Below are 21,270 nucleotides of genomic sequence, written 5' to 3'. Positions count from 1 at the left end.
CATGGCGCTCGTCCTCGCCACCGATGACGACGGCGGGCCGGAGATCTTCGCCTCCGTGCAAGGTGAGGGCCCGAGCGCCGGCATGCCGGTCGCCTTCATGCGGCTGTCGCGCTGCAATCTTGCCTGCGAGTGGTGCGACACGGCTTACACCTGGCATTTTGAGGGAGATAACCGCCCGCACCGCGACGGGGTGACCTTCGAGCGCAAGGCCAACCAGGTCACGCTGGACGAGGAAGAAGTTGCCGCGCGAATTACGGCGCTCGGTCAAGACCGCCTCGTCATCACCGGCGGCGAGCCATTGCTGCAGGCACCTGCGCTCGCCAAACTGCTCGACCTGCTGCCCGATATTGCGGTCGAGATCGAGACCAACGGGACGACCAAGGCACCCGTCGCGCTCGACATCAGGATCGACCAGTTCAACGTCAGCCCGAAACTATCGCACAGCGGCAATCCGGCCGACCTCGCGCTGATCCCCGAACGGCTCGACGCCTATGCCACCGACCCGCGGGCGTGGTTCAAGTTCGTGATTGCAGAACCCTCGGACCTCGACGAGGTCCTCGAGCTGCACGAACGCTATCGCTTCAAGCCCGGCCACGTGTTCCTGATGCCCGAAGGTACCGACAGCGAGACACTGCGGTCACGCGAGAAATGGCTCGCCGACCTATGCGTGAAGCACGGTTTCCGGATGAGCGACCGACTTCATATCCACCTGTTCGGCGATACGCGCGGCACCTGACGCCTGCGCCTGGGCGCTCAGCTCCACTTGATGATCTCGTATGTCGCGTTGGTCGAGCCGTGGCCCGACGAACTGCCGTTGTTCACACGCGAGCAGCCCACACGGCTTTCGCGGCCACCGGCGAGCACCTTGAAACGCTCCCGCTTGATCGCCTTGCCTTTGTAGTCGCGGTAGGAAATCCGGTAAGTGACGCGGATCCGCCGGTTGGAATTGTTCTTCAGGTATACGTTCTGGCCGGGTTTGCCCTTGGCGCATTCTCCGCGCTGGACAAAACTGGGTTCCCGATCACCGCCATCCGCAAGCGACGCTCCCGAAGCGCCAAGAAAGGCAGCGGCACCGAGCAGGTAAAATGCTGGTCGAGTGTGCATGGCCGACTCCTGTTCTGGGGAGCCGATCATACCAGAATAGCGGCGCCTCCTCCATTTTGCGGAAGAAGCGCTGATATGTGAGGGGCTTAACCCTGCGAGCGCCAGCGCTGCACGGTGCGAAGGACGATGTCCTCTTCTCCGCCCGGCTGGTTCCACATCTCGATGAAGCTCGGGTCTTCCGAAGCCGGACGCTTGACCTCTTCGAGGTTATCGAAGCTCACGCGGATCGGAATGGCGACACCCTCGCCGCAGATGATGCACTCGCGGTTGCGCAGTGCCGGGATCGCATCGAGGAAGCCGCGCGCGCCTTCCGGCATGGCGGCGCGCACGAAGTCCTGGTCTCGGTCGTTGTTCAAACGCATCGAGATGATCGTACCGCACTGCGAGAGCACGCCTTCCGCAAGGTCGGACGGACGCTGCGTGATGAGACCCAGCGAAATTCCGTATTTACGGCCTTCCTTCGCGATACGCCCTAGGATGGTGCCGACCGAGTTGCCGTCGGCATTCTTCTCGTTCGGAACGTAACGGTGCGCCTCTTCGCAGACCAGCAGGATCGGCGTGGTCTTTTCCTCGCGGCCCCAGATGGCGAAGTCGAACACGAGGCGGCTGAGAACGGCTACAACGGTCGAGGTAATGTCCGAAGGCACGCCCGAGACGTCGATGATCGAGATCGGCTTGCCGTTCGACGGCATGCGAAAAACCTTGCTGATGAAGTCCGACATGGTGTCGGCGACCAGCATGCCCGAGAACATGAACTGGTAGCGCGGATCGGCTTTCAGCTCTTCCAGCTTGTTCTTGATGCGCATGTAGGGCGCCGAGTTGGTCGCCTTGTCGAGCTTGCCCATCTGGTCCTGGATCTCGTTCGAGAGGTCCGAGAGCAGGTAGGGGATCGGCGAATCCACCGTGATCTTGCCCATGTGTTCGGCAAGGCGGCTCTTGCTCCGCGCCTTGAGGAGACACTTTGCCAGAATATCGGAATCGACCTGGCGTTCGTTGCCGTTGCTGGTGAGCAGCACTTCGCAGTGCTCCTCGAAGTTCATGATCCAGTAGGGCATCTGCAGGTTCGACACGTCGAGGATGACGCCCGTCTGGCGGAACGCGGCCGAGTATTCGCCGTGAGGGTCGATCATGACGATGTGACCTTCGGGCGCCGCCTCGCAGATACGGTGCAGGATCAGCGCGGCACTGGTCGACTTACCGGTACCGGTCGAACCCAGCAGCGCGAAGTGCTTACCGAGCATGGCATCGACATAGACACCGGCGCGGATATCCTTGGTCGGATAGACCTTGCCGATCGTGACCGCGCTGCGGCCGTCGCTGGCATAGACCTGCTTCAGGTCGGCGGTGGAGGCCGGATAGACCATCGCGCCCGGGACCGGGTAACGGGTCACACCGCGGCGGAAACCATGCAACTTGCCGGTGAGCTTTTCCTCGATGCCTTCGCCGAGGAAGTCGATGTTGGCGAGGATGCTACCTGCCTTACGGTCCTGCCTCTGGTTGCGGACGCTGGCGAGCAGCCAGCTGTTGCCGACGCGGATCTTGATCTGGCTACCGACCTGGCCGGCCATGGCGATGGCCGGGTCTTCGTCGTCGCCACATTCGGAAAGACGCTGCAGGTCGATGGCGATCATCGATCCCGAGCCTGCGATTTCCAGCACGACACCAATGGGCTGGGTAGCGTTTTCGCTGGGCTGCTGGTCTTCCGCTTCGTCCTTGGCGGCGGGCTGCGGAGCGGGCTTGGCTGAGGCCTGCGAGGGACGCGGCGGTGCGGCACGCGGATTTGCCTGTGCAGCGGTCGGCGCTGCTGCAGAAGCGGCTTCTGCCTTGGGCTGGGCCTGCGTTTCGACCTGCTGCTGGGGTTCGGCCTGCGGCTCCGGCTGGGCGGGTGCGGGCTGCACGGCCTCGGGCTGGGCTTCCGCCTGGGGCTGGTGAACATAACCCGAGCGAGACTGGCCCCTGCGCTCGGCTTCCTCGTTGTCCGCGCTGCGACGGATACGGTCGCGCAGGCTGTTACCGCGGCTCTGGGGCTGCTCGCCCTCCATCTGGCGCTGCGGATCGTAGGAACCGAAGTTTCCGTTGCCCATGTCGTTCATCTGTATGCCCTGGCCCTTCTTCTGCGCACATGCGCCTGTCGCCAGCGTGATGACGGATAACGGTTAAGATCACGTCAACGATGCGCCCGCAGCGGGGCGTCAGAGACGGGCAAAAAGGCGGCCCGCGCCCCAGCCCATGAGCACCGAGATAAGCACTGCGATGAGGCCATAGGCGAGGCCCCACTCATTGGCGCTGACTTCGACGAAGCGCTCGAAGCCCACCTTGCGCACTTCGACCTCGGAAACAGCGGAGGCGATCACGCGGCCGCGCGTCACGGCAAAGGTTTCTGCCGAATAGGTGCCGGTTGTGACGTTGGAGGGTAGCGAAATACGCGCCTGGTAGAGCACGCCTTCGCTTATCTGCACGCCGCCGAAATCTTCCTTGTAGAGGCCCTGACGGCGCTTCAGGTCCACCAGCCCGAGAGCAAAGCGAAGCTGTTCCTGCGGGTCGATGCTGCCGCTGGGCGAAAGCTGGATATAGCGCGTGCCGAATTCGTAGATCGCGGCCGTCTTGTCGTCGACGATGTCGGCGATCGGGCGCGAGGAAGCGACGGCGAAATAGCTCGGGACCGAGCGGAAATCGTTGCTGTCGGCATTGATCCAGACGCCCGCGAAACGCTCTTTCTCGCGCAGGCGGATCGGCTCGGCTGGGCCCTTGAGAACCACGACGATATCGTAGTCCTGCCCCGCCCTTCCTGCCGGGTCGAGCACGGCGCCGAACAGGAGCAGCTCTGTGCCTGTGAAGCCCTGGCGCACCTGCACATCGTGCTGCGACACCTCGGGAACGAGCACGGGATCGCGCTGGCCCATCAGCATGAACGCTGCGAAGATGATCAGCAGCGCCCTCACAGCGGGTAGACCGTGTAGATTTCGTCGGGCTGGTAGAACAGGCCGAGGAACATGCGGAAGGCGATCAGCAGCACGATCGCGGCGAGCACCAGCCGGAGCACTTCGGGCTTGGCCTTGACTGCTAGCTGCGAGCCGAACTGCGCGCCGGTGACCGAGCCGATCAGCAACAGGCCGACCAGAACGATGTCCACCGCGCGTGTTGTCAGCGAATGCATGATCGTGGTCGCGATGGTGACGAAGAGGATGTTGAACAGGCTCGTGCCGACCACGACATTCGCGCTCATGCCGAGAATGTAGAGCATGGCGGGGACCAGAATGAAGCCGCCGCCCACGCCCATCAGCATGGTAAGCACACCGACGACGATCCCCACGATCAGAGGGGCAAGCGGCGAGATGTAGAGACCCGAACCGTAAAAGCGCCAGCGCCACGGCAGGTTCGCCACGAGCGGATGGTGGCGACGGCGGGCGACCTGTTTGGCGCTCCCGGTTTTTCTCAGCAATTGCAAGGATTCGCGCGCCATCAGGATGCCGATGGAGCCGAGCAGGACGACATAGAGCGCGTTGATCACCACGTCGATCTGGCCGATCGACCGGAAGAACCGGAACAGCAGCGCGCCGAAGCCCGCGCCGATTATCCCGCCGCCGACCATGACCGCGCCCATGCGATAGTCCACGCCCTTGCGCTTGCCGTGGGCGATCACGCCCGAAACGCTGGCACCGGTCACCTGCGTCGAAGCCGATGCGGCCGCGACGGTGGGTGGGATGCCGTAGAAGATCAGCAACGGCGTGGTGAGGAAGCCCCCGCCGACGCCGAACAATCCGGACAGGACGCCGGTCAGCGCACCGAGCGCGACGATCCACAGCCCGTTCACCGAAAGATTCGCGATGGGGAGGTAGACGTCCATACTGCCCGCCCTATCGCACGGCGAAGGTGTATTAAAGCCGAACCGTGCCTGTCATGCGATATGGCAAGCCCGGCGTTACCTAGATGCCGCCCGAAGCCCCTCCGCCGGGCACCGCATCCTGCGATGCGGCCATCCAGAGCATGTCGTGACCGGCCGCAACCGCTTCGCTCACGTAGGCGCTGTGCTCGCTAGCGCTCGGTACTGGGTCAAGGCCCTCCACCAGCGTCGCCTGTACCGGTGCGTCGTCGATACGGGCGGCGGGCGTTGCGTCGACAATAGCCTCGCTGTTGGCAACTGGCGCAGCGGAAGCAGCAAGTTGCGGCAGAGGCTCGTTGGCCGGAACCGGGGTAATGTTCCAGACGACCAGCCGTACGCCGGCCCAGATCGCGAGCAGCGTCACGAGGAAGACGAGCGGCCTGCCCTTGCCGGCGGTGATGGTTCTGGCGCTCATGCGGTTTTCTCCCTTGCGATGACGATGGTCGGATGCACCGTGTGCTCGGTCTTGTCCCAGACGACAGGTGCGCCGCGTAGCGTGCGGATGTAGGCCATCAGTGCTCGCCTCCCGCTCATGATCGAAATGATGTTGGAAACGAGCACGCGCGGGATCGAGCGCAGGCCCTCGGTCATCCCGAATTCGCGTGCGGTGAAGATCGCGCGCAGGCCGATGCGCCACAGGAGGCCGGCAAATGTCGCCATGAGCAGCATCCGGAGAAGCGGGGCATCCGCAGCCACGGCTACTTGGGTACTCTCCAGAACCAGCGAGGATACAATCGTGGCGGGCACCAGCAGGTATGCGATGAAGAGCAGCAATGCAGCCAGCGGTCCGCGGCGGTCGCGCAAGGTCATCCAGCGCTGCACCGCCGTTCCCGACCAGCCGAGCCGGTCCCAGCTCTGCAGTGCTATGCCGTGAACCCAGCGGGTCTTCTGCCGCACCGAGGTAGCAAGTTCGGACGGGAAATAGGCACGCGTCGCGATCAGGCGGCCGTTCTCAGTCCGGGCCCTCAGGAAGCGGCTCGAACCGCCCAGCGCATCGATCCTCAGGCCGAGCTCGTAATCCTCCGTCAGGGCAGTGACCGCAAAGGGCCGTCCGCCCTCCTGCCGGGAGAGTCGATCAAGCATCGCACGGGAGATTGCGCAGCCGACGCCCGCGCCCGGAATCGCGCAGCCGAGCGCGTCGCGCACGACCATGTTCTTGGCGTGCGCTTCTGCGAATTCGTCGGCGTAGTGACCCGCGATCCAGCGGGAATCGGACGGCGGAAGAGCCATGACCGGCAACTGCACGAAATCGGCGTGGACAGTCGCCCGGTCGAGCAGGGGTAGCGCGGCACGGTCGGCCATGTCCTCTGCATCATGGAGCACGACCATGTGCGCCTTCGATCCCAGGCGGCTCTCGTCTTCGAGCAAGGCTTCATAGAGGCGGTTCAGGCAATGGGCCTTGGACGTCGGCCCGTCGGCCCCGAGTACAACCAGCCTCACCCGATCGTCGCCCCGCGCGGCAGCAACCACCGAGGCGATGGTCGCCACGTCATTGCGATAGCAGCCGACGTAGAGCCTGAGTTCACTCTGCGGCCAGACCTCGAGCGCATGGGCCAGTGTCGCCCCGATGACCGCATCCTCACGCCAGGCGGGAATGAAGACCGCGGCCATCCCGCCGAGCGGCACGTCTTCCACGCTGTCGCGGGCGACCCTCGGGGTACGCGCGCGGCCCGTAATCCGGCACCAGAGGTAGGCAAAATCGACTGCCAGCTCGTCGAGCATACCAATAGCTATGAAGACCGCCGCAAACAGCAGCAGCTCCATTTTTACGAGCAAAAACAGCTCGAAAATCCAATTCCCGGCTTCTGTCACGACCCTTTTCCCCCTTTCGCTTCCCTATCGCGGGGAATCGGCCCTTGCAACGGGGCACGCTTTGAGAAAGAGAGCCTCCCGATATGAGTGAACGTCCTTCAGCTTTCCGCATCGTTTTCGCCCCGGTCCGCGCGCTCTTCGTCAGCGACGCCTCTGCCGGTATCCTGCTGATCCTCGTGGCCGTGGCCGCCATGCTCGCGGCGAACTCGGCCTTTGCCGACGAGTACCAGCAGCTCTTCTACGGCAAGCTCGCCTTCACCCCGATACCCAAGCTGTACGACCTGCACCTGTGGATCAACGACGGGTTGATGGCGATCTTCTTTTTCGTCGTGGGCCTCGAGGTGAAGCGAGAGTGGATCGAGGGACAGCTTTCGACAGCACAGCAGCGCCGCCTGCCGATCCTTGCCGCCATTGCCGGTATGGCGATCCCCGCCCTCTTCTATCTCGGCGTGATCGGCGGCGATGCCGAGCTGATGCGCGGCTGGGCGATCCCTGCTGCTACCGACATCGCCTTCGCGATGGGTGTGCTGGGCCTCATCGGCAATCGCTGTCCGGCATCGCTGCGCCTGTTCCTGCTGACTGTCGCCATTGTCGACGATATCGGCGCGGTGCTCGTCATCGCCCTGTTCTACACTGCCAATATCAAGATGATGTGGCTCGCCGCCGCCGGCGCGGTGGTGATCGCCATGATGGCGATGAACCGGATGCGCGTGACCAGCGTGTGGCCCTTCATCCTGATGGCGCTCGTCCTTTGGTACTTCGTGCTCAATTCGGGCATCCACGCCACCATCGCAGGGGTCGTTGCCGCGCTCACCATTCCGATGGTCGGAAAGGACGATGACACCATGCTTGAGCGTCTCGAGCACGGTCTCGCCCCTTGGAGCGCATATCTGATCGTTCCGGTATTCGGCTTTGCCAACGCGGGTGTGCCGCTCGCGGGCATCGGGCTCGAAGGACTGCTCGCACCGCTTCCGCTGGCGATCGCGGCGGGCCTCTTCCTCGGCAAGCAGGTAGGCATCTTCTCGGCCATCTGGATCGCGGACAAGGTCGGCTTCGCACCGCGTCCGGATAATGCCAGCTGGCAGGAAATCTGGGGTGTCTCGATCCTGTGTGGGATCGGCTTCACCATGTCGCTGTTCATCAGCGGGCTCGCCTTCACCGGCGATGCGTTGCTGATCAACGAGGCGAAGCTCGGAATCCTTGGCGGATCGCTGCTATCGGCAGTGGCGGGCTACGTGATCCTGCGCATGTCGGCGCAGCATCCCGACGATGCGAAGAACCCCTACGTCGAAGAAGGCTGAGGCACCTCGGCGCCCAACCCGGCGGCCTTACCAGCTGCCGGTGTTCTCCATGCTGGCCCAGGGTTCGACCGGATCGAGATAGCCCTCTTGCAGCAGCTCGATGGATATACCATCGGGCGAGCGAACGAAGGCCATGTGCCCGTCGCGCGGAGGACGATTGATCGTGACGCCGGCGTCCATCAGCCGCTGGCATGTCTCGTAGATATTCTCCACCCGGTAGGCGAGGTGCCCGAAATTGCGCCCGCCGGTGTATTCCTCCGGTGCGCTTCCGTCTTCGGGCGGCCAGTTGTAGGTCAGCTCGACCTCGGCCGCGCCCTCCTGTCCCGGAGCGGCAAGGAAGATCAGCGTGAAGCGTCCCTTCTCATTGTCGAAGCGGCGGACTTCCTCGAGCCCGATCAGCTTGAAGAACTCGACGGTGGCGTCCGGGTCGGACACGCGGATCATGGTGTGGAGATATTTGGCCATGGCCCGCATCTAGGTGCCACGCGCGCAAAGGAAAAGGGGCGCGCCCCCCGGCACGCCCCCAATCATCGCCAGCGATTTCTCAGAAACTGGCGCTGATCGTTCCCACAACTGCGTCGTCGGTGAAGCCGTCGATGGACGGGCCCTCGACGCCGACATAGGAAACCCCGATTTCGAGGATGCCCGCGCTCACACTTGCGCCGATGCCCCAGTCGAGGCCGGAATCGTCGGCATCGCCAGCCAGCAGCGGCGGAGCCAGGGCGCCATCGGTGTAGCCGAGATGGGCCGAAAGCGAGATCGGCGTGTCGGGGATCGAGTAGCCGAGATCGGTGTAGACATAGAGGTTGTCGTCGCCCCCGAGCGAATCCTGCTCGAAAGCATAGGCGACGCCCACAGTGGCTTCTGCGTCGCCGAGCGAGAAACCGATCGAGGCATAAGGCTCGAGATAGTCGGTATCGAGGCCGAGCTCTTCCGCCGGATAGAGGTAGTAGAGCAGGCCGACGTCGAGGGTCACGCCGTCGGAAACTTCGCCCGACCAGCCGCCGTAGATGTCGAATTCGAGTTCACCGAAAGCCGGTCCGCCGTCGATCGACGAGGCCCAGGTGCCGACATAGAAGCCGCTTTCATGGGCAACATCGACGCCGCCCTGCACGGCCGGGTCGCCGCCTGACAGCGAGACGCCGCGGAAACGGTAGTCGGTGGTCAGCGCCACATTGGCCGACACCGTTACGGGGCCGCTTTCCTCTTCTTCGTCGGACTGCGCCATTGCCGGCGCGGCGAGGCCCATGGTTGCAAGGGCGATAGATGCGGCAAGCTTGCCGCGAAAGGACGTGAGCATTCTCGAACTCCTGTTGGTTCGTTTTGGTGCTTCGTCCCACCTGCGTTTTCGACGGGCCTTGGAATTATTGTGCAAGGTTCCTCGGTCGAAATCGAAATGATCGTGCATCAAGGAAGGTATCTGCGCAAGATGCGCCTCATAACTTTTCGCTATCGCAACAAAAAGCGTGGCTATTGTGCAACTGCGAAATGGTGCGGGCAGCGCTCAAGCCTTGTGGGGTTCTGGCCAGCCCCCTAAGTGGAGGCGCTTCCCGTATCCGCACACAAACAATTATGCTCGATTCCATCCGCAAGATTTTCGGCCTCACGCAGCCAACGCGTCGCATTGCGCGCGTTCCGGAAGGCGAACGCTGGTACGTGATCGGGGACGTGCACGGCCGCAAGGACCTGCTCGATGCGCTGAAGGCTGCGATCGACGAAGACGATGCCGAGGCAAGCGGCGCGAATACGACTGTCGTGTTTCTCGGGGACCTTGTCGATCGCGGACCGGACAGCGCCGGCGTAATCAAGCTCGCACGCAAATGGGGCAAGGAGCGCAAGGTGCGCTACCTCGCCGGCAACCACGAGGAAATGTTCCTCCAGAGCTTCGATGACAAGGAAGTGCTGCGCCACTTCCTCAAGCACGGCGGCCGCGAGACGGTGCTGAGCTACGGGATGAAGCGCAAGGAATACAACAAGCTGAAAGTCTCCGAACTGCAGGAAGCGATGCACGACCTCGTTCCAAAGAAGGATCGCGAATTCCTCGAGTCCTTCGAGGAAATGATCGTGGTGGGCGACTATGTCCTCGCCCATGCCGGCATCAATCCGGCCAAGCCGATCGACGAGCAGCAGCGCAGCGACCTCCTGTGGATCCGCGAGCGTTTCCTGCGTCACAGGGAGCCGTTCAGCCACGTCGTGATCCATGGCCACACGATCTTCGAAGCGGTCGAGGATCAGGAGCACCGGATCGGTATCGACACCGGCGCGTTCCGGACAGGACGCTTGACCGCAATGGTGATCGAAGGCGATAGGCGCCGCACGATCCAGGCCGTCGCCGACGAAGACGGTGCAATTTCTATCCAAAAGGTGGATGCGTAGATGAAGATCGCAATGGTTGGTTCGGGCTATGTGGGCCTGGTTTCGGGTGCCTGCTTCGCCGATTTCGGCCACGATGTGGTCTGTATCGACAAGGACCAGTCGAAGATCGACCGTCTCCATGAAGGCATCATGCCGATCTACGAGCCCGGCCTTGCCGAGCTGGTCGGATCGAACGTGAAGGCCGGGCGTCTCACCTTCACCACCAGCCTCGCCGAAGGCATTGCGGGCGCCGACGCGATCTTCATCGCCGTGGGCACGCCCAGCCGCCGCGGCGATGGCCATGCCGACCTGTCCTTCGTCTATGCCGTGGCCAAGGAAATCGGCGAGAACCTGGCCAATGACGCGGTCGTGGTGACCAAGTCGACCGTGCCAGTCGGCACCGGCGACGAGGTCGAGCGGATCCTCAAGGACAGCGGCACGAGCCACAGGTTCTCGGTCGTCTCCAATCCCGAATTTCTGCGCGAAGGCGCCGCGATCGGCGATTTCAAACGCCCCGACCGCATCGTCATCGGAGCGGAAGACGATTTCGGCCGCGAGGTCATGCGCGAGGTCTATCGCCCGCTGTTCCTCAACGAATCACCCATCCTTTTCACCGGCCGCCGTACCAGCGAGCTGATCAAATACGCCGCCAACGCCTTCCTCGCGACGAAGATCACCTTCATCAACGAGATGGCGGACCTGTGCGAAAAGGTCGGCGCGGACGTTCAGGACGTCAGCCGGGGTATCGGCATGGACAACCGTATCGGTTCGAAATTCCTCCACGCCGGCCCGGGCTATGGCGGTTCGTGCTTCCCCAAGGACACGCTCGCCCTGCTCAAGACTGCCGAGGACTACGACAGCCCGACGCGGATCGTCGAGGCGGTGGTCAAGGTCAACGACACGCGCAAGCGCGCGATGGGCCGCAAGGTGCTCGACGCGCTCGGCGGTGCAGACAATGCGCGCGGAAAGAAAGTCGCGCTGCTGGGCCTGACCTTCAAGCCGAACACGGACGATATGCGCGATTCCCCCGCGATTGCGGTGGCGCAGACGCTGACCGACGCCGGTGTAAAGGTCGAAGCCTATGACCCCGAAGGCATGGAGCTCGCCAGGCCGCTGATGCCCGAAGTCACCATGGTCGAGGATCCCTATGCCGCGATCAAGGATGCCGACGTGATCGCGATCGTGACCGAGTGGGACGCATTCCGCGCGCTCGACCTCACCCGCGTGAAGGACCTCGCCAAGGCGCCGGTCCTTGTCGACCTGCGCAACATCTATCGTCCGGAAGACGTCCGCGCTGCTGGCTTCGAATATTCGAGCATCGGTCGGGGCTAACCCGCCCCGGACGCGTCAGCCGAACCAGTGATGGCGGTTGGCGCGGTCCTTGAGACCGACGACCACGGCACCGATCACAAGCACGCCGGAGATCAGGCAGGCGAGCGCGATCGCGCCGCTTTCCTGTCCGCCGCGAAAGTAGATCGCCAGCAGCGCCCAGCAGAACACCAGCGCGTACCAGGGATTGCCCCTGCTCCGCCCTACTGCGAGCGCTGCAATCACGCCGCCGACTGCCACGATGGCCGCGGTGATCAGCGGATACTGCATGTTCCCGCCGATGCCGTAATAGGCCAGCGTCGCCGAGATGTTCACGATGCTTGCCGCAGTCAGCCAGGCGGCGAGCGCGCTGAAGGTGATCGTCACGATGATCCGCTCGGCCAGGGTGAAGGGGCGCTCGAAGGCGACCAGGCGGCGAAGGATCACCAGGAGCGCACCGAGCGACGTGAGGATGATGATTGCCGATATCGCGGTCAGATTCGCGAACTGCGTATAGGTTGCCCAGACGCCCTGCATCGAGAGAGCGATGACCGAGGGCCAGCCGATCTGGTCCAGCAGCACATTGTCGCGCTGGCCCGGCAAAGCCTGCCAGATCGCCCAGACTGCCGAACCGAAGAACAGCGGTCCCCAGATCGCAAAGGCCCAGCCCGAAGGAGTGATCAGCGTGCGCACGCTGTCCGAGCGGGCGCCGATGGGCTCTCCGAAGCCGAGCTGCGGAAGGAAGGTCGCGCCGATCTGGATAACCACGGCGAGGACGATGGCGATGCGCTGCAATGCGCTGCGATGCGTGTGAGTGCTCATGATCGGCCCAATCGCCAGAAAGGCCACAGGTTCCGGAAGATAGTGCCAGGGGGCCTGTAAGCCGGGTTCTGTTCCGCACGCGATATGCTTGCACATCAGCCGCGCGGCGGCAGCCATTCGTCTGGGCCACGGATTGCTCCGCGGCTCGAGCAGCCAACCCGGGCGGTCGGTACGAAACGCACCTGCTGTTTCCAGCGCGCCGCCCCTATTCGGCCTTGCTCCGGGTGGGGTTTGCCATGCGGGCCGCGTTACCGAAGCCCCGGTGCGCTCTTACCGCACCCTTTCACCCTTGCCTGATCCCTTGCGGGCCATCGGCGGTATGCTCTCTGTGGCACTTTCCCTGAGGTTGCCCTCGGCGGGCGTTACCCGCCACCCTTGTTTCGTGGAGCCCGGACTTTCCTCGCATAAGCGCGGCTGCCCGGCCCCCTGGCAAGGGTGCACATAGTGTGCGCGGGGCCGGATTGGAAGCGTGCTCAGCCTGCCGCGCTATCGGTGTACTGGTCGTAGGCCTCGAGCGCCTGCGCCGCATACATCGCGCTGGGGCCTGCTCCCATGTAGATCGCCAGTCCCATCGTCTCGGCGATTTCCTCGCGCGTGGCGCCTTTCTTGCGCGCGCCCTCGACGTGATAGGTGATGCACGGATCGCAGCGCACCGCCACCGAGATGGCTACTGCGAGCAATTCCTTCGTCTTGGCATCGAGTGCCCCGCCCTCGTGCGCCGCGGCGCCCATCTCGCGAAAGGCCTTCATCACTCCCGGTGTGCCCTTGTGCAGCTCCTTGATCGCGGGAATGAGATTGGCGGCCATGCCCGGCCAGTCCTTGAATTCGGTATGCGCCATATGCGGCTCCTCGATTGGTGTCGAAGAGCGCCCTGCACGCACAGGTGCAGCACATCATTGATGCACATCAATTGCGCTAACGCGAAAGCCCGCGGTCGCGGTCGAGCAGCAGCTGGAACAGGATCGCGCGGACTTCACCGTCGATCTCGCCGTTGATCCTTTCCGGGCGCCAGCGGCGTTGGAAGGCCTCGACCACCTTGTGGCCGTCGGTGATGTCGTAGCCATAGCGTTCGAGCGCGAGGTAGAAGCTCGCGTCATTATCGAAGGGATCGCCGCGCTCGAGCTTCTCGGGTCGCGGAATACACAGCCCGTATTCGGCCAGCCGATCCCACGGGAAGAGCTCGCCCGGATCGATCTTGCGCGCGGGCGCGATGTCGGAATGGCCGACGACGTTGGCGCGCGGGATATCGTAGCTTTTGACGATGCGCGCCACCAGCGGGACCAGCGCCTCGAACTGCGCGTCGGGAAAGGGGCCGTAGCCATGCAGGTGGCCGGGGTGATCGAGCTCGATACCGATGCTGGAGGAGTTCACGTCCTTGACCCCGCGCCAGTACGAGAGGCCTGCGTGCCAGGCGCGTTTTTCCTCCGGCACCAGCCGGACGACTTCGCCGCATTTCCCGATGAGGTAATGCGCGGAGACCTTGGCTTCAGGATCGCACAGCCGCTCGATGGCGACGTCCTTGTCCTGCATTTCGGTATAGTGGATGACCACCATGCTGACGGGCAGCTTGCGCTCGTCGTGATTGGGCGAGAGGACCTCGCGGTCGACCAGCTCGTCGTCGGTTTCGGGAGAGCCGGAGCCCATCTCGCCGAAATCCTTGCTCACCCGATCAGCCCCTCAGCCTCGGGCAGGACCGCTCCGAGCACCAGCGTTTCGTCGGTCTTGGCATACTGGAGGCCGCCGCCCGCCTGTTCAGCAAGCAGCGCGATCATGTGCGCCGCCGCTGTCCGGCTGGAGAGTTCGGATTGCGGCAGCGTGCCGTCGAGCGCCTTGCCGATATTTTCGTCGAAGCCGATCTTCGAGCCGGTTGCGCGGACCACGATCTCGCAGTTTTTTCCGCGGACTTCGGCGCCGATATCGAGCGAGCCGCCGCGCACCAGCGCGTCGATCGCGATCTGCGCGAAGTTCAGCAGCACCTTGACCGCGGGCTTGGCGAGATTGGCCGCATCGATCGCCCAGTTGATCTCGACCTTGTCCTTGTCGGCCACCAGCGCATCGATCAGCGCCTTCGGCTCTTCAACGTCGACGCGGTCGCCGAAACCGCCGGCTGCACCGAAGGCGAGGCGGAAGAACTTGAGCTTGTTGGTCGAGGTCTTCGAGCTCTGTTCGAGCAGCTCGATGACGCTCCTGCGCATTTCCGGATCGGTTTCCATCGCCAGCAGTTCGAGCCCGTTGCTGAGCGCGCCGACGGGGCTGAGCATGTCGTGGCACAGCCGCGAGCAAAGCATTGCGGCAAGATCGATGGATTCACTGTCGTTCATGGATTTCCCGTAAATACGCTTTGAGCAGAGCCTTCTAGCTCTCCGTAACCTCATAGGGAAGCTCGGCGAAACCGCCAGCCCCGCTACGGAAAAAGCGCACGCCGCCCGCCGCGATAATCGCCCAGACTGCCCCGTCGCCCGCAGCCAGATCAAGATCGGTGGCGGAAGGCTCGCCAAGCCCGTTGGGATGCGAGTGGTAATAGCCGATCACCTGCAGGCCGCCCTCCCGTGCTGCGCGGTGCGCGTCGATCAGCGCCTGGGGGTCGATTTCGAAGTGGCGTTCGGGCTGTGGGTGCACATTGGCAGCGGTGTGTGCGACATCGATCGTCCCGCCCTCTCCCAGCAGCATGCCGCAGCATTCGCGCGGATGCGCCGCACCGGCCTCGGCCAGCATGCGTTCGAGAACTTCGCTTGAGACTTGCAGCGCCATCGCGCATGGCTCCTAGCATGGCTTCGCCCGATGTCCTCACCGGAACTCTCGAGACCGCCGGCCGCCTCGACAAGGCGCTTGCCGAGGCCACTGGGCTGTCGCGTGAGCGGGTGAAGGGGCTGATCGCCGATGGCGCAGTCGAGATCGGCGGGAAGCCGGCGAAATCGGGCTCGACCAAGCTCTCGGGCAGCGAGAGCTACCGTATTGCCCTGCCACCGCCCGAACCGCTCGAGGCAGAACCGCAGGACATCCCGCTCGATGTCGTGTTCGAGGACGAACACCTGCTGGTGGTGAACAAGCCCGCCGGAATGGTCGTCCACCCTGCTGCCGGAAATCCCGACGGCACGCTCGTCAACGCGCTGCTGTTCCACTGTGCGGGCAAGCTTTCGGGCATAAACGGCGTGGCACGACCGGGGATCGTGCACCGGATCGACAAGGACACCTCGGGCCTCCTCGTGGTCGCCAAGAGCGATGCCGCACACGAGGGTCTCGCCAAGCAGTTCGCCGACCACTCGATCACGCGTCGCTACCTCGCCGTGTGCGCCGGGCACCCCAATCCGCCCTCAGGCACGATTTCGGGCCGGCTCGGGCGTTCGGACCGCGATCGCAAGAAGATGGCGGTGCTGCCCGACGATGCGACGCGCGGGAAACACGCGGTGACGCACTATGAGACGATCAAGCGCCTCAGTCACGCCGCATTGATCGAATGCAGGCTCGAAACGGGGCGTACGCATCAGGTCCGCGTTCACTGTGCGTCAATCGGCCATGCGCTATTAGGAGACCCTGCATACGGGCGCACTCCCAAACCGCTGCGCACCCTTCTCGAGAGCCTCGATTTCCGGCGCCAGGCGCTGCACGCGGCACGACTTGGATTCATACATCCTATCAGCGGTGAAAGCTTGGATTTCTGCGCCGAATTGCCCGCCGATATGCGGGAACTGATCGACGAAACCACTCGTTGAAATCGATGAAAGACAGTGCAAGTTCGCGCCGTTTGCGCTATAAGTAACCAAGTGGCCCGAAAGACCGGATGCCCATCAGGGGTCCGGCGAGCGAGGTCGACGAAAGAAAGGTCAGGGTTAGAGTGAGTAATTCCAAGAGTATGAGCGTGCCTGCGCTCGGCGGTGAGCAGAGCCTCAACCGCTATCTTTCCGAAATCAAGAAGTACCCCGTGCTGACGCAAGAGCAGGAATACATGCTCGCCAAGCGTTACGAAGAGCACGAGGACAGCGAAGCTGCCGCGCAGCTCGTTACCTCGCACCTGCGTCTCGTGGCGAAGATCGCCATGGGCTACCGCGGCTACGGCCTGCCGGTGTCGGATCTCATTTCCGAAGGCAATGTCGGCCTGATGCAGGGCGTGAAGAAGTTCGAAGCCGATCGCGGCTTCCGCCTCGCCACCTATGCAATGTGGTGGATCAAGGCGAGCATTCAGGAATACATCCTTCGTTCGTGGTCCCTCGTGAAGATGGGCACCACCGCCGCGCAGAAGAAGCTGTTCTTCAACCTGCGCCGGATGAAGAAGAACCTCGATGCCTACGAGGACACCGACCTCCATCCGGACGACGTGAACGAGATCGCTACCACCCTCGGCGTGCCCGAGCAGGAAGTGGTCAACATGAACCGCCGGATGATGATGGGCGGCGATGGTTCACTGAACGTGCCGATGCGCAATGGCGAAGAAGGCTCGGGCGAGTGGATGGACTGGCTGACGGACGATCGTCCGCTGCAGGACGAAACCGTCGCCGATGCCGAGGAAAAGGAAGTGCGTCACGAAATGCTTGTCGAGGCGATGGACGCCCTGAACGAGCGCGAGCAGCACATCCTCACCGAACGCCGTCTGACCGAAAACCCGCAGACGCTCGAAGAGCTTTCGCAGGTCTATAACGTCAGCCGCGAACGCATCCGCCAGATCGAGGTGCGTGCGTTCGAAAAGCTGCAGAAGGCGATGCAGCGCATTGCCGGCGAAAGGCTGCTTCCGGGCGTCGCCTGAGGCAACTTCAAACAGATAACAGCGAGACAAGCCCGCGCCCGAAACGGCGCGGGCTTTCTTTTGTGCACGGCAATGGCTGCGCCTGGACGCCGCGTATCGATTGCCTGCAGCCTCGCCGCATCCTAGAGGCTGGCATCATGCGCCGCGCCAGGATCTTCATCTTCAAGTTCATCGTGGGGATCATCGCCCTCAGCATCCTGTCGGTGATCGTCTTCAAGTTCGTCCCCGTGCCCGTCACGGCGACCATGCTGATGGACGAAAACGGCATCACCAAGGACTGGGAGCCGCTTTCCGATATCGACCGCAACCTCGTACGTGCGGTCATCGCGGCAGAAGACGGCAAGTTCTGCGAACACAGCGGCTTCGATGCAGAGGCCATCGCCAAGGCGATTGCGAGCAACGCCCAGGGCGGCCGCATTCGCGGCGGCTCCACCATCAGCCAGCAGACGGCCAAGAACGTCTTCCTGTGGCAGGGCGGCGGATATCCGCGAAAGGCGATGGAGGCGTATTTCACGCTGTTGATCGAGAACATCTGGGGCAAGCGGCGGATCATGGAAGTCTATCTCAACGTCGCGGAGACGGGGATCGGGACTTACGGTGCCGAGGCGGGAGCGCAGCGCTATTACGGCAAGGGTGCCAGCTCGCTCAGCCCGCTCGAGGCGGCACGCATGGCCGCAGCATTGCCGCTTCCCAAGAAGCGGTCTGTGACCAATCCGCGCGGCTGGCTGCGCGGCCACGGGCAGAGGATCGCCGCAGACGTCGGTGCCATCGGACGCGAAGGTCGCGATACCTGCGTTTACCAGTAGGATCGCTCCACTACGCAATTCCTCTCTATTTCATGGGCTTACGCGCAGCGTAGCACGATCACGCGGGATTAGGGGCGAACCCGGCTCTGCGTAGCACACTGTTTTCCGGCCTTTTTCCTTGATTGCGACTGCCGCATTGGCCAGACCAATGTTTCGGGATTTCGGAAGGGGAGAGCCTGATTGGGACTGGGGCACAGCCACGACCATGGGCATGACCATCATCACGACCACGGGCATGGGCACAGCCATGCACCGAAGGACTTCGGCAACGCCTTCCTGATCGGCGTTATCCTCAATTCCGTCTTCGTGGTCGTCGAGGCGGTTTACGGGTGGATTTCCGGTTCCATGGCGCTCATCGCCGATGCCGGACACAATTTGTCCGACGTGATGGCGCTGCTGCTGGCCTGGGGCGCCAGTGTCGCCGCCAAGAAACCGCCGACGCAGCGTTTCACCTATGGCTACAAGAGCTCGACCATCCTTGCGGCGCTGGCCAATGCGGGGCTGCTGCTGGTCGCCATCGGGGCGATCACGTTCGAGACGCTGCACCGAATCGCCGAACCGGCCCCTGTAGAGGGAATGACCATGGTCATCGTCGCCGGTATCGGGATCGTCATCAATACCGGCACGGCCCTGCTCTTCCTGCGCGGGCGTGAACATGACATCAATATCCGCGGCGCTTTCCTTCACATGGCGGCCGATGCGCTGGTCAGCCTCGGCGTGGTGATCGCGGGTGTCGCGATCCTCTTCACGGGTGCGATCTGGATCGATCCGCTGGTCAGCCTGCTCATCGTCGCCGTCATCGCGTGGGGAACCTGGGGCCTGCTCAAGGATAGCGTAGCCATGAGCCTGCTTGGCGTACCGAAGGGGATTTCCGAAAGCGGTGTCCGCAGTTACCTTGCCGGGCTCGAGGGAGTGAGTGAAATCCACGAGCTGCATATCTGGCCGATGTCGACGACCGAGACCGCGCTGACGGCACACCTCGTCATGCCTGGCGGACATCCCGGCGATGCCTTCCTCAAGGAGGTCAGCGAGGCGCTGGAGGACAAGCACCGGATCGGCCACGCGACCATCCAGATCGAAAAATCCCGCATCCATTGCAGGGCACGGTGCTGATGCAGCCTGCCAGCGCTAAAGCACGCGAAAGCCTCAAGGCGGCGATGGCCAGACTGGCCGACGGCGACCGTTCGGCGCTTGAGGAAATTTATCGCAACACTTCGGCGAAACTTTTCGGAATCTGCTTGCGTATCTTGAAGGACGAGAAAGAAGCAGAGGACGCCTTGCAAGACGTCTACATCACCCTCTGGCGGCGCGCAGACCGCTATGATCCTTCCCGGGCCAGCCCCATCAGCTGGCTCGCCACCTTCGCGCGCAATCGCGCGGTGGACCGCCTGCGCGTGGGCAAGGTGCGCGCCGGCAGCGTGCCCGAGGACGAAGCCGCGCCGGTTGCCGACAAGGCTCCGCTCGCAGAAGATATGATGATCGATGCCGAGCGCAGCGCCAGGGTCCATACGTGCCTCGAAAAGCTCGACGAGAAGCCGCGCGCTGCGATCCGCACCGCCTTTTTCGAGGGTCAGACCTATGCCCAGATCGCCGAGGCTGGGGACGTTCCGCTCGGTACGATGAAGAGCTGGGTCCGCCGCGGCCTGCAGAAACTCAAGACATGTCTGGAGAGGGGCGAATGAGCGACGATATTGCCCCCGATGAGATGATGGCCGCAGAATATGCGCTCGGCCTGCTCGAAGGCGAGGAACTGCTCGCCGCGCGCAGCCGCGAAGCCTCAGATGCTGCATTCGCCAAGGACGTCGCCTTCTGGCAGGACCGGCTGGCACCGCTACTCGACAATATCGACCCACGCACGCCTCGCGCCGAAGTGTGGCAGCGTATTTCCGCCGAGCTGGAAAGCACTGGCGATAGCGCTGAGATCGTCTCGCTGACCGCGCGGTTGAGGCAGTGGAAGATCGCCGCGGGCTCTGCCGCAGCAGCAGCCGTTGCAGCTGTTACGCTGTTAGTCCTCAGCCCCGCACAACAGGCCATCGCGCCTGTCCCGCAAGAGCCGGCCGCAGCACCGCTCGCCGCCTCGATCCCGATTGGCGATACGCAGCTGCGGCTTGCGGTCACTTACCTTCCCGAACGGCAGGAGCTTCTGGTTTCCGCGAGCGGCCTCACCGCCGACGGTGTCCACGACCACGAATTGTGGCTGGTTCCGCAGAGCGAGGACACACCGCTCTTGTCACTCGGCGTGATCGAGCCGGGCGTGGAACGCCGCGTCACTCTCGATACAGCTGTCGCCTCCGAATTCGCCGACGGTTCGGCACTGCTGCTCACGCGAGAACCGCTAGGCGGCAAGCCCGTAGGCGTCGATGCCGGTCCGGTGGTTGCCGAAGGGCGTATGCAGGTCATCTGAAAAAATTTGCATCCGCTCCGGCGGTGCTTTCGTAACTCCATTCACAGGCAGGACGGGGCCTAGTGAGAAGAGGAGTTACACCAATGACCATTTCCACCAAGCTTCGCGCAGCAGCAGCTGCCAGCGTCCTCGCGATGGGCGGTTTCGCCCTTGCCGGCACAACCCCGGCGATTGCGCATGACCACAAGTCGAAGCCTGCCAAGGCGCAGGCCAACATCGTCCAGACCGCTGTCGGCACCGGTGTCCACGAGACGCTCGTGGCAGCCGTTCAGGCCGCAGGTCTTGTCGACACCCTTTCCTCACCGGGTCCTTTCACGGTCTTCGCACCGACCGACGATGCCTTCGCAGCCCTGCCCGACGGCACCGTGAGCACGCTGCTCGAGCCGCAGAACAAGGGCCAGCTTCAGAACGTGCTGACCTATCACGTCGTCAGCGGCCGTGTGCCCGCATCGGCACTTTCGGCAGCGATCAAGCGCCACGGCGGCACCTACAGCTTCAAGACGGTTGCCGGTGAGAAGCTCACCGCCAGCTTCTCGGGCGACAACAACATCGTCATCACCGATGGCGCCAACCGCACCAGCACGGTCACCATGGCCGATGTGAACACCGCAAACGGCGTCATCCACGTCACCAACGGCGTATTCCTCCCGGGCTAATCCTCAGCCCTCCTAAAGCGTCGCCCGAGCTTCCCCTCGTGTGAGCGGCGCACCTTGGCCCCGTCATGCCACCCCATC

At 63.4% G+C, this 21,270-nt stretch carries 24 protein-coding genes and 1 other RNA gene; 11 read left to right on the top strand and 14 right to left on the bottom strand.

Annotation, left to right across the window (positions count from 1 at the left end; genetic code table 11):
• The first annotated feature begins 1 nt into the window (after position 1).
• A complete protein-coding gene (locus ACZ1G8_RS08735) occupies positions 2 to 736 on the top strand; it encodes a 7-carboxy-7-deazaguanine synthase QueE (RefSeq protein ID WP_472679052.1) in 735 nt (244 codons plus the stop codon).
• Between the two features lie 17 nt (positions 737 to 753).
• On the opposite strand, the gene ACZ1G8_RS08730 is transcribed toward ACZ1G8_RS08735, so the two are convergent.
• From ACZ1G8_RS08730 to ACZ1G8_RS08705, 6 genes are all read right to left on the bottom strand, one after another.
• Positions 754 to 1,104 (bottom strand): hypothetical protein, encoded by a 351-nt coding sequence (locus ACZ1G8_RS08730; protein ID WP_472679051.1) that lies wholly within the window; start codon positions 1,102 to 1,104, stop codon positions 754 to 756.
• An 86-nt stretch (positions 1,105 to 1,190) separates the two neighbouring features.
• A complete protein-coding gene (locus ACZ1G8_RS08725; protein ID WP_472679050.1) occupies positions 1,191 to 3,197 on the bottom strand; it encodes an ATP-binding protein in 2,007 nt (668 codons plus the stop codon).
• A gap of 99 nt (positions 3,198 to 3,296) precedes the next feature.
• A complete protein-coding gene (locus ACZ1G8_RS08720; protein ID WP_472681224.1) occupies positions 3,297 to 4,007 on the bottom strand; it encodes a TIGR02186 family protein in 711 nt (236 codons plus the stop codon).
• Between the two features lie 35 nt (positions 4,008 to 4,042).
• Positions 4,043 to 4,951 carry a sulfite exporter TauE/SafE family protein gene (locus tag ACZ1G8_RS08715; protein WP_472679049.1) on the bottom strand — a complete coding sequence of 303 codons (909 nt, stop codon included), beginning with the start codon at positions 4,949 to 4,951 and terminating at the stop codon, positions 4,043 to 4,045.
• 79 nt (positions 4,952 to 5,030) lie between these two features.
• Positions 5,031 to 5,402 (bottom strand): hypothetical protein, encoded by a 372-nt coding sequence (locus ACZ1G8_RS08710; RefSeq protein WP_472679047.1) that lies wholly within the window; start codon positions 5,400 to 5,402, stop codon positions 5,031 to 5,033.
• Positions 5,399 to 6,799, bottom strand: a complete 1,401-nt coding sequence (locus ACZ1G8_RS08705) for a glycosyl transferase family protein (protein WP_472679046.1) — start codon at positions 6,797 to 6,799, stop codon at positions 5,399 to 5,401. Before ACZ1G8_RS08705 ends, ACZ1G8_RS08710 begins: the two co-directional genes overlap by 4 nt.
• Positions 6,800 to 6,882: 83 nt before the next feature.
• Between ACZ1G8_RS08705 and nhaA the strand changes: the two genes are divergently transcribed.
• On the top strand, positions 6,883 to 8,100 hold the full coding sequence (nhaA, locus tag ACZ1G8_RS08700; RefSeq protein ID WP_472679045.1) for a Na+/H+ antiporter NhaA: 1,218 nt from the start codon (positions 6,883 to 6,885) through the stop codon (positions 8,098 to 8,100).
• A 27-nt stretch (positions 8,101 to 8,127) separates the two neighbouring features.
• On the opposite strand, the gene ACZ1G8_RS08695 is transcribed toward nhaA, so the two are convergent.
• Positions 8,128 to 8,565 (bottom strand): VOC family protein, encoded by a 438-nt coding sequence (locus ACZ1G8_RS08695; protein WP_472679044.1) that lies wholly within the window; start codon positions 8,563 to 8,565, stop codon positions 8,128 to 8,130.
• A gap of 79 nt (positions 8,566 to 8,644) precedes the next feature.
• Positions 8,645 to 9,400, bottom strand: coding sequence for a TorF family putative porin (locus ACZ1G8_RS08690; protein WP_472679043.1), 756 nt, complete (start codon positions 9,398 to 9,400; stop codon positions 8,645 to 8,647).
• Between the two features lie 272 nt (positions 9,401 to 9,672).
• Here ACZ1G8_RS08690 and ACZ1G8_RS08685 point away from each other — a divergent pair, with 272 nt between their 5' ends.
• Both ACZ1G8_RS08685 and ACZ1G8_RS08680 read left to right on the top strand, forming a co-directional pair.
• Positions 9,673 to 10,476, top strand: coding sequence for a metallophosphoesterase family protein (locus tag ACZ1G8_RS08685; protein WP_472679042.1), 804 nt, complete (start codon positions 9,673 to 9,675; stop codon positions 10,474 to 10,476).
• Positions 10,477 to 11,787, top strand: a complete 1,311-nt coding sequence (locus ACZ1G8_RS08680; protein ID WP_472679041.1) for a UDP-glucose dehydrogenase family protein — start codon at positions 10,477 to 10,479, stop codon at positions 11,785 to 11,787.
• A gap of 15 nt (positions 11,788 to 11,802) precedes the next feature.
• Here the strand turns inward: ACZ1G8_RS08680 and ACZ1G8_RS08675 are convergent, their stop codons facing one another.
• From ACZ1G8_RS08675 to ACZ1G8_RS08650, 6 genes are all read right to left on the bottom strand, one after another.
• Positions 11,803 to 12,585: a hypothetical protein gene (locus tag ACZ1G8_RS08675; protein ID WP_472679040.1), complete on the bottom strand. Its 783-nt coding sequence runs from the start codon at positions 12,583 to 12,585 to the stop codon at positions 11,803 to 11,805.
• A gap of 41 nt (positions 12,586 to 12,626) precedes the next feature.
• Positions 12,627 to 13,015: RNase P RNA component class A (rnpB, locus tag ACZ1G8_RS08670), an RNA gene on the bottom strand.
• Positions 13,016 to 13,058: 43 nt separating this feature from the next.
• On the bottom strand, positions 13,059 to 13,424 hold the full coding sequence (locus ACZ1G8_RS08665; protein ID WP_221552310.1) for a carboxymuconolactone decarboxylase family protein: 366 nt from the start codon (positions 13,422 to 13,424) through the stop codon (positions 13,059 to 13,061).
• Positions 13,425 to 13,500: 76 nt separating this feature from the next.
• Positions 13,501 to 14,229, bottom strand: a complete 729-nt coding sequence (locus ACZ1G8_RS08660; RefSeq protein ID WP_472681223.1) for an N-acetylmuramoyl-L-alanine amidase — start codon at positions 14,227 to 14,229, stop codon at positions 13,501 to 13,503.
• 17 nt (positions 14,230 to 14,246) lie between these two features.
• On the bottom strand, positions 14,247 to 14,906 hold the full coding sequence (locus tag ACZ1G8_RS08655) for a histidine phosphotransferase family protein (RefSeq protein WP_472679039.1): 660 nt from the start codon (positions 14,904 to 14,906) through the stop codon (positions 14,247 to 14,249).
• A 34-nt stretch (positions 14,907 to 14,940) separates the two neighbouring features.
• Positions 14,941 to 15,336 carry a M67 family metallopeptidase gene (locus ACZ1G8_RS08650; RefSeq protein WP_472679038.1) on the bottom strand — a complete coding sequence of 132 codons (396 nt, stop codon included), beginning with the start codon at positions 15,334 to 15,336 and terminating at the stop codon, positions 14,941 to 14,943.
• A 17-nt stretch (positions 15,337 to 15,353) separates the two neighbouring features.
• Between ACZ1G8_RS08650 and ACZ1G8_RS08645 the strand changes: the two genes are divergently transcribed.
• The 7 genes from ACZ1G8_RS08645 to ACZ1G8_RS08615 all read left to right on the top strand — a co-directional run bounded on the left by ACZ1G8_RS08645 (position 15,354) and on the right by ACZ1G8_RS08615 (position 21,192).
• Positions 15,354 to 16,298, top strand: coding sequence for an RluA family pseudouridine synthase (locus tag ACZ1G8_RS08645; RefSeq protein WP_472679037.1), 945 nt, complete (start codon positions 15,354 to 15,356; stop codon positions 16,296 to 16,298).
• A gap of 140 nt (positions 16,299 to 16,438) precedes the next feature.
• Complete coding sequence (rpoH, locus tag ACZ1G8_RS08640) at positions 16,439 to 17,326, top strand: RNA polymerase sigma factor RpoH (RefSeq protein ID WP_472681222.1); 888 nt, start codon at positions 16,439 to 16,441, stop codon at positions 17,324 to 17,326.
• A 137-nt stretch (positions 17,327 to 17,463) separates the two neighbouring features.
• The gene (mtgA, locus tag ACZ1G8_RS08635; RefSeq protein ID WP_472679036.1) at positions 17,464 to 18,132 is read left to right on the top strand and encodes a monofunctional biosynthetic peptidoglycan transglycosylase; all 669 of its coding nucleotides are present in this window, start codon (positions 17,464 to 17,466) and stop codon (positions 18,130 to 18,132) included.
• 180 nt (positions 18,133 to 18,312) lie between these two features.
• Positions 18,313 to 19,245 (top strand): cation diffusion facilitator family transporter, encoded by a 933-nt coding sequence (locus ACZ1G8_RS08630; protein WP_472679035.1) that lies wholly within the window; start codon positions 18,313 to 18,315, stop codon positions 19,243 to 19,245.
• Positions 19,245 to 19,814, top strand: a complete 570-nt coding sequence (locus tag ACZ1G8_RS08625; protein WP_472679034.1) for a sigma-70 family RNA polymerase sigma factor — start codon at positions 19,245 to 19,247, stop codon at positions 19,812 to 19,814. Before ACZ1G8_RS08630 ends, ACZ1G8_RS08625 begins: the two co-directional genes overlap by 1 nt.
• Positions 19,811 to 20,536 (top strand): anti-sigma factor, encoded by a 726-nt coding sequence (locus tag ACZ1G8_RS08620; RefSeq protein WP_472679033.1) that lies wholly within the window; start codon positions 19,811 to 19,813, stop codon positions 20,534 to 20,536. Before ACZ1G8_RS08625 ends, ACZ1G8_RS08620 begins: the two co-directional genes overlap by 4 nt.
• Before the next feature lie 83 nt (positions 20,537 to 20,619).
• Entirely contained in the window at positions 20,620 to 21,192 is a 573-nt protein-coding gene (locus ACZ1G8_RS08615) for a fasciclin domain-containing protein (protein WP_472679032.1), read from the top strand.
• The last annotated feature ends 78 nt before the right edge of the window (positions 21,193 to 21,270 follow it).

The organism is Qipengyuania sp. BR81-2 (genome assembly GCF_055693895.1).
This window is presented reverse-complemented; position numbering and strand designations above follow the sequence as displayed.

What these genes read in the sequence shown, in the direction of transcription:
- rpoH (WP_472681222.1), top strand. Translation starts at nt 16,439, where the DNA reads ATGAGCGTGCCTGCGCTCGGCGGTGAGCAGAGCCTCAACCGCTATCTT.
- ACZ1G8_RS08690 (WP_472679043.1), bottom strand. Translation starts at nt 9,400, where the DNA reads ATGCTCACGTCCTTTCGCGGCAAGCTTGCCGCATCTATCGCCCTTGCA.
- ACZ1G8_RS08680 (WP_472679041.1), top strand. Translation starts at nt 10,477, where the DNA reads ATGAAGATCGCAATGGTTGGTTCGGGCTATGTGGGCCTGGTTTCGGGT.
- ACZ1G8_RS08710 (WP_472679047.1), bottom strand. Translation starts at nt 5,402, where the DNA reads ATGAGCGCCAGAACCATCACCGCCGGCAAGGGCAGGCCGCTCGTCTTC.
- ACZ1G8_RS08720 (WP_472681224.1), bottom strand. Translation starts at nt 4,007, where the DNA reads ATGGGCCAGCGCGATCCCGTGCTCGTTCCCGAGGTGTCGCAGCACGAT.
- ACZ1G8_RS08655 (WP_472679039.1), bottom strand. Translation starts at nt 14,906, where the DNA reads ATGAACGACAGTGAATCCATCGATCTTGCCGCAATGCTTTGCTCGCGG.
- ACZ1G8_RS08730 (WP_472679051.1), bottom strand. Translation starts at nt 1,104, where the DNA reads ATGCACACTCGACCAGCATTTTACCTGCTCGGTGCCGCTGCCTTTCTT.
- ACZ1G8_RS08735 (WP_472679052.1), top strand. Translation starts at nt 2, where the DNA reads ATGGCGCTCGTCCTCGCCACCGATGACGACGGCGGGCCGGAGATCTTC.
- nhaA (WP_472679045.1), top strand. Translation starts at nt 6,883, where the DNA reads ATGAGTGAACGTCCTTCAGCTTTCCGCATCGTTTTCGCCCCGGTCCGC.
- ACZ1G8_RS08685 (WP_472679042.1), top strand. Translation starts at nt 9,673, where the DNA reads ATGCTCGATTCCATCCGCAAGATTTTCGGCCTCACGCAGCCAACGCGT.
- ACZ1G8_RS08620 (WP_472679033.1), top strand. Translation starts at nt 19,811, where the DNA reads ATGAGCGACGATATTGCCCCCGATGAGATGATGGCCGCAGAATATGCG.
- mtgA (WP_472679036.1), top strand. Translation starts at nt 17,464, where the DNA reads ATGCGCCGCGCCAGGATCTTCATCTTCAAGTTCATCGTGGGGATCATC.
- ACZ1G8_RS08725 (WP_472679050.1), bottom strand. Translation starts at nt 3,197, where the DNA reads ATGAACGACATGGGCAACGGAAACTTCGGTTCCTACGATCCGCAGCGC.
- ACZ1G8_RS08660 (WP_472681223.1), bottom strand. Translation starts at nt 14,229, where the DNA reads ATGGGCTCCGGCTCTCCCGAAACCGACGACGAGCTGGTCGACCGCGAG.
- ACZ1G8_RS08645 (WP_472679037.1), top strand. Translation starts at nt 15,354, where the DNA reads ATGGCTTCGCCCGATGTCCTCACCGGAACTCTCGAGACCGCCGGCCGC.
- ACZ1G8_RS08695 (WP_472679044.1), bottom strand. Translation starts at nt 8,565, where the DNA reads ATGGCCAAATATCTCCACACCATGATCCGCGTGTCCGACCCGGACGCC.
- ACZ1G8_RS08625 (WP_472679034.1), top strand. Translation starts at nt 19,245, where the DNA reads ATGCAGCCTGCCAGCGCTAAAGCACGCGAAAGCCTCAAGGCGGCGATG.
- ACZ1G8_RS08665 (WP_221552310.1), bottom strand. Translation starts at nt 13,424, where the DNA reads ATGGCGCATACCGAATTCAAGGACTGGCCGGGCATGGCCGCCAATCTC.
- ACZ1G8_RS08715 (WP_472679049.1), bottom strand. Translation starts at nt 4,951, where the DNA reads ATGGACGTCTACCTCCCCATCGCGAATCTTTCGGTGAACGGGCTGTGG.
- ACZ1G8_RS08615 (WP_472679032.1), top strand. Translation starts at nt 20,620, where the DNA reads ATGACCATTTCCACCAAGCTTCGCGCAGCAGCAGCTGCCAGCGTCCTC.
- ACZ1G8_RS08675 (WP_472679040.1), bottom strand. Translation starts at nt 12,585, where the DNA reads ATGAGCACTCACACGCATCGCAGCGCATTGCAGCGCATCGCCATCGTC.
- ACZ1G8_RS08650 (WP_472679038.1), bottom strand. Translation starts at nt 15,336, where the DNA reads ATGGCGCTGCAAGTCTCAAGCGAAGTTCTCGAACGCATGCTGGCCGAG.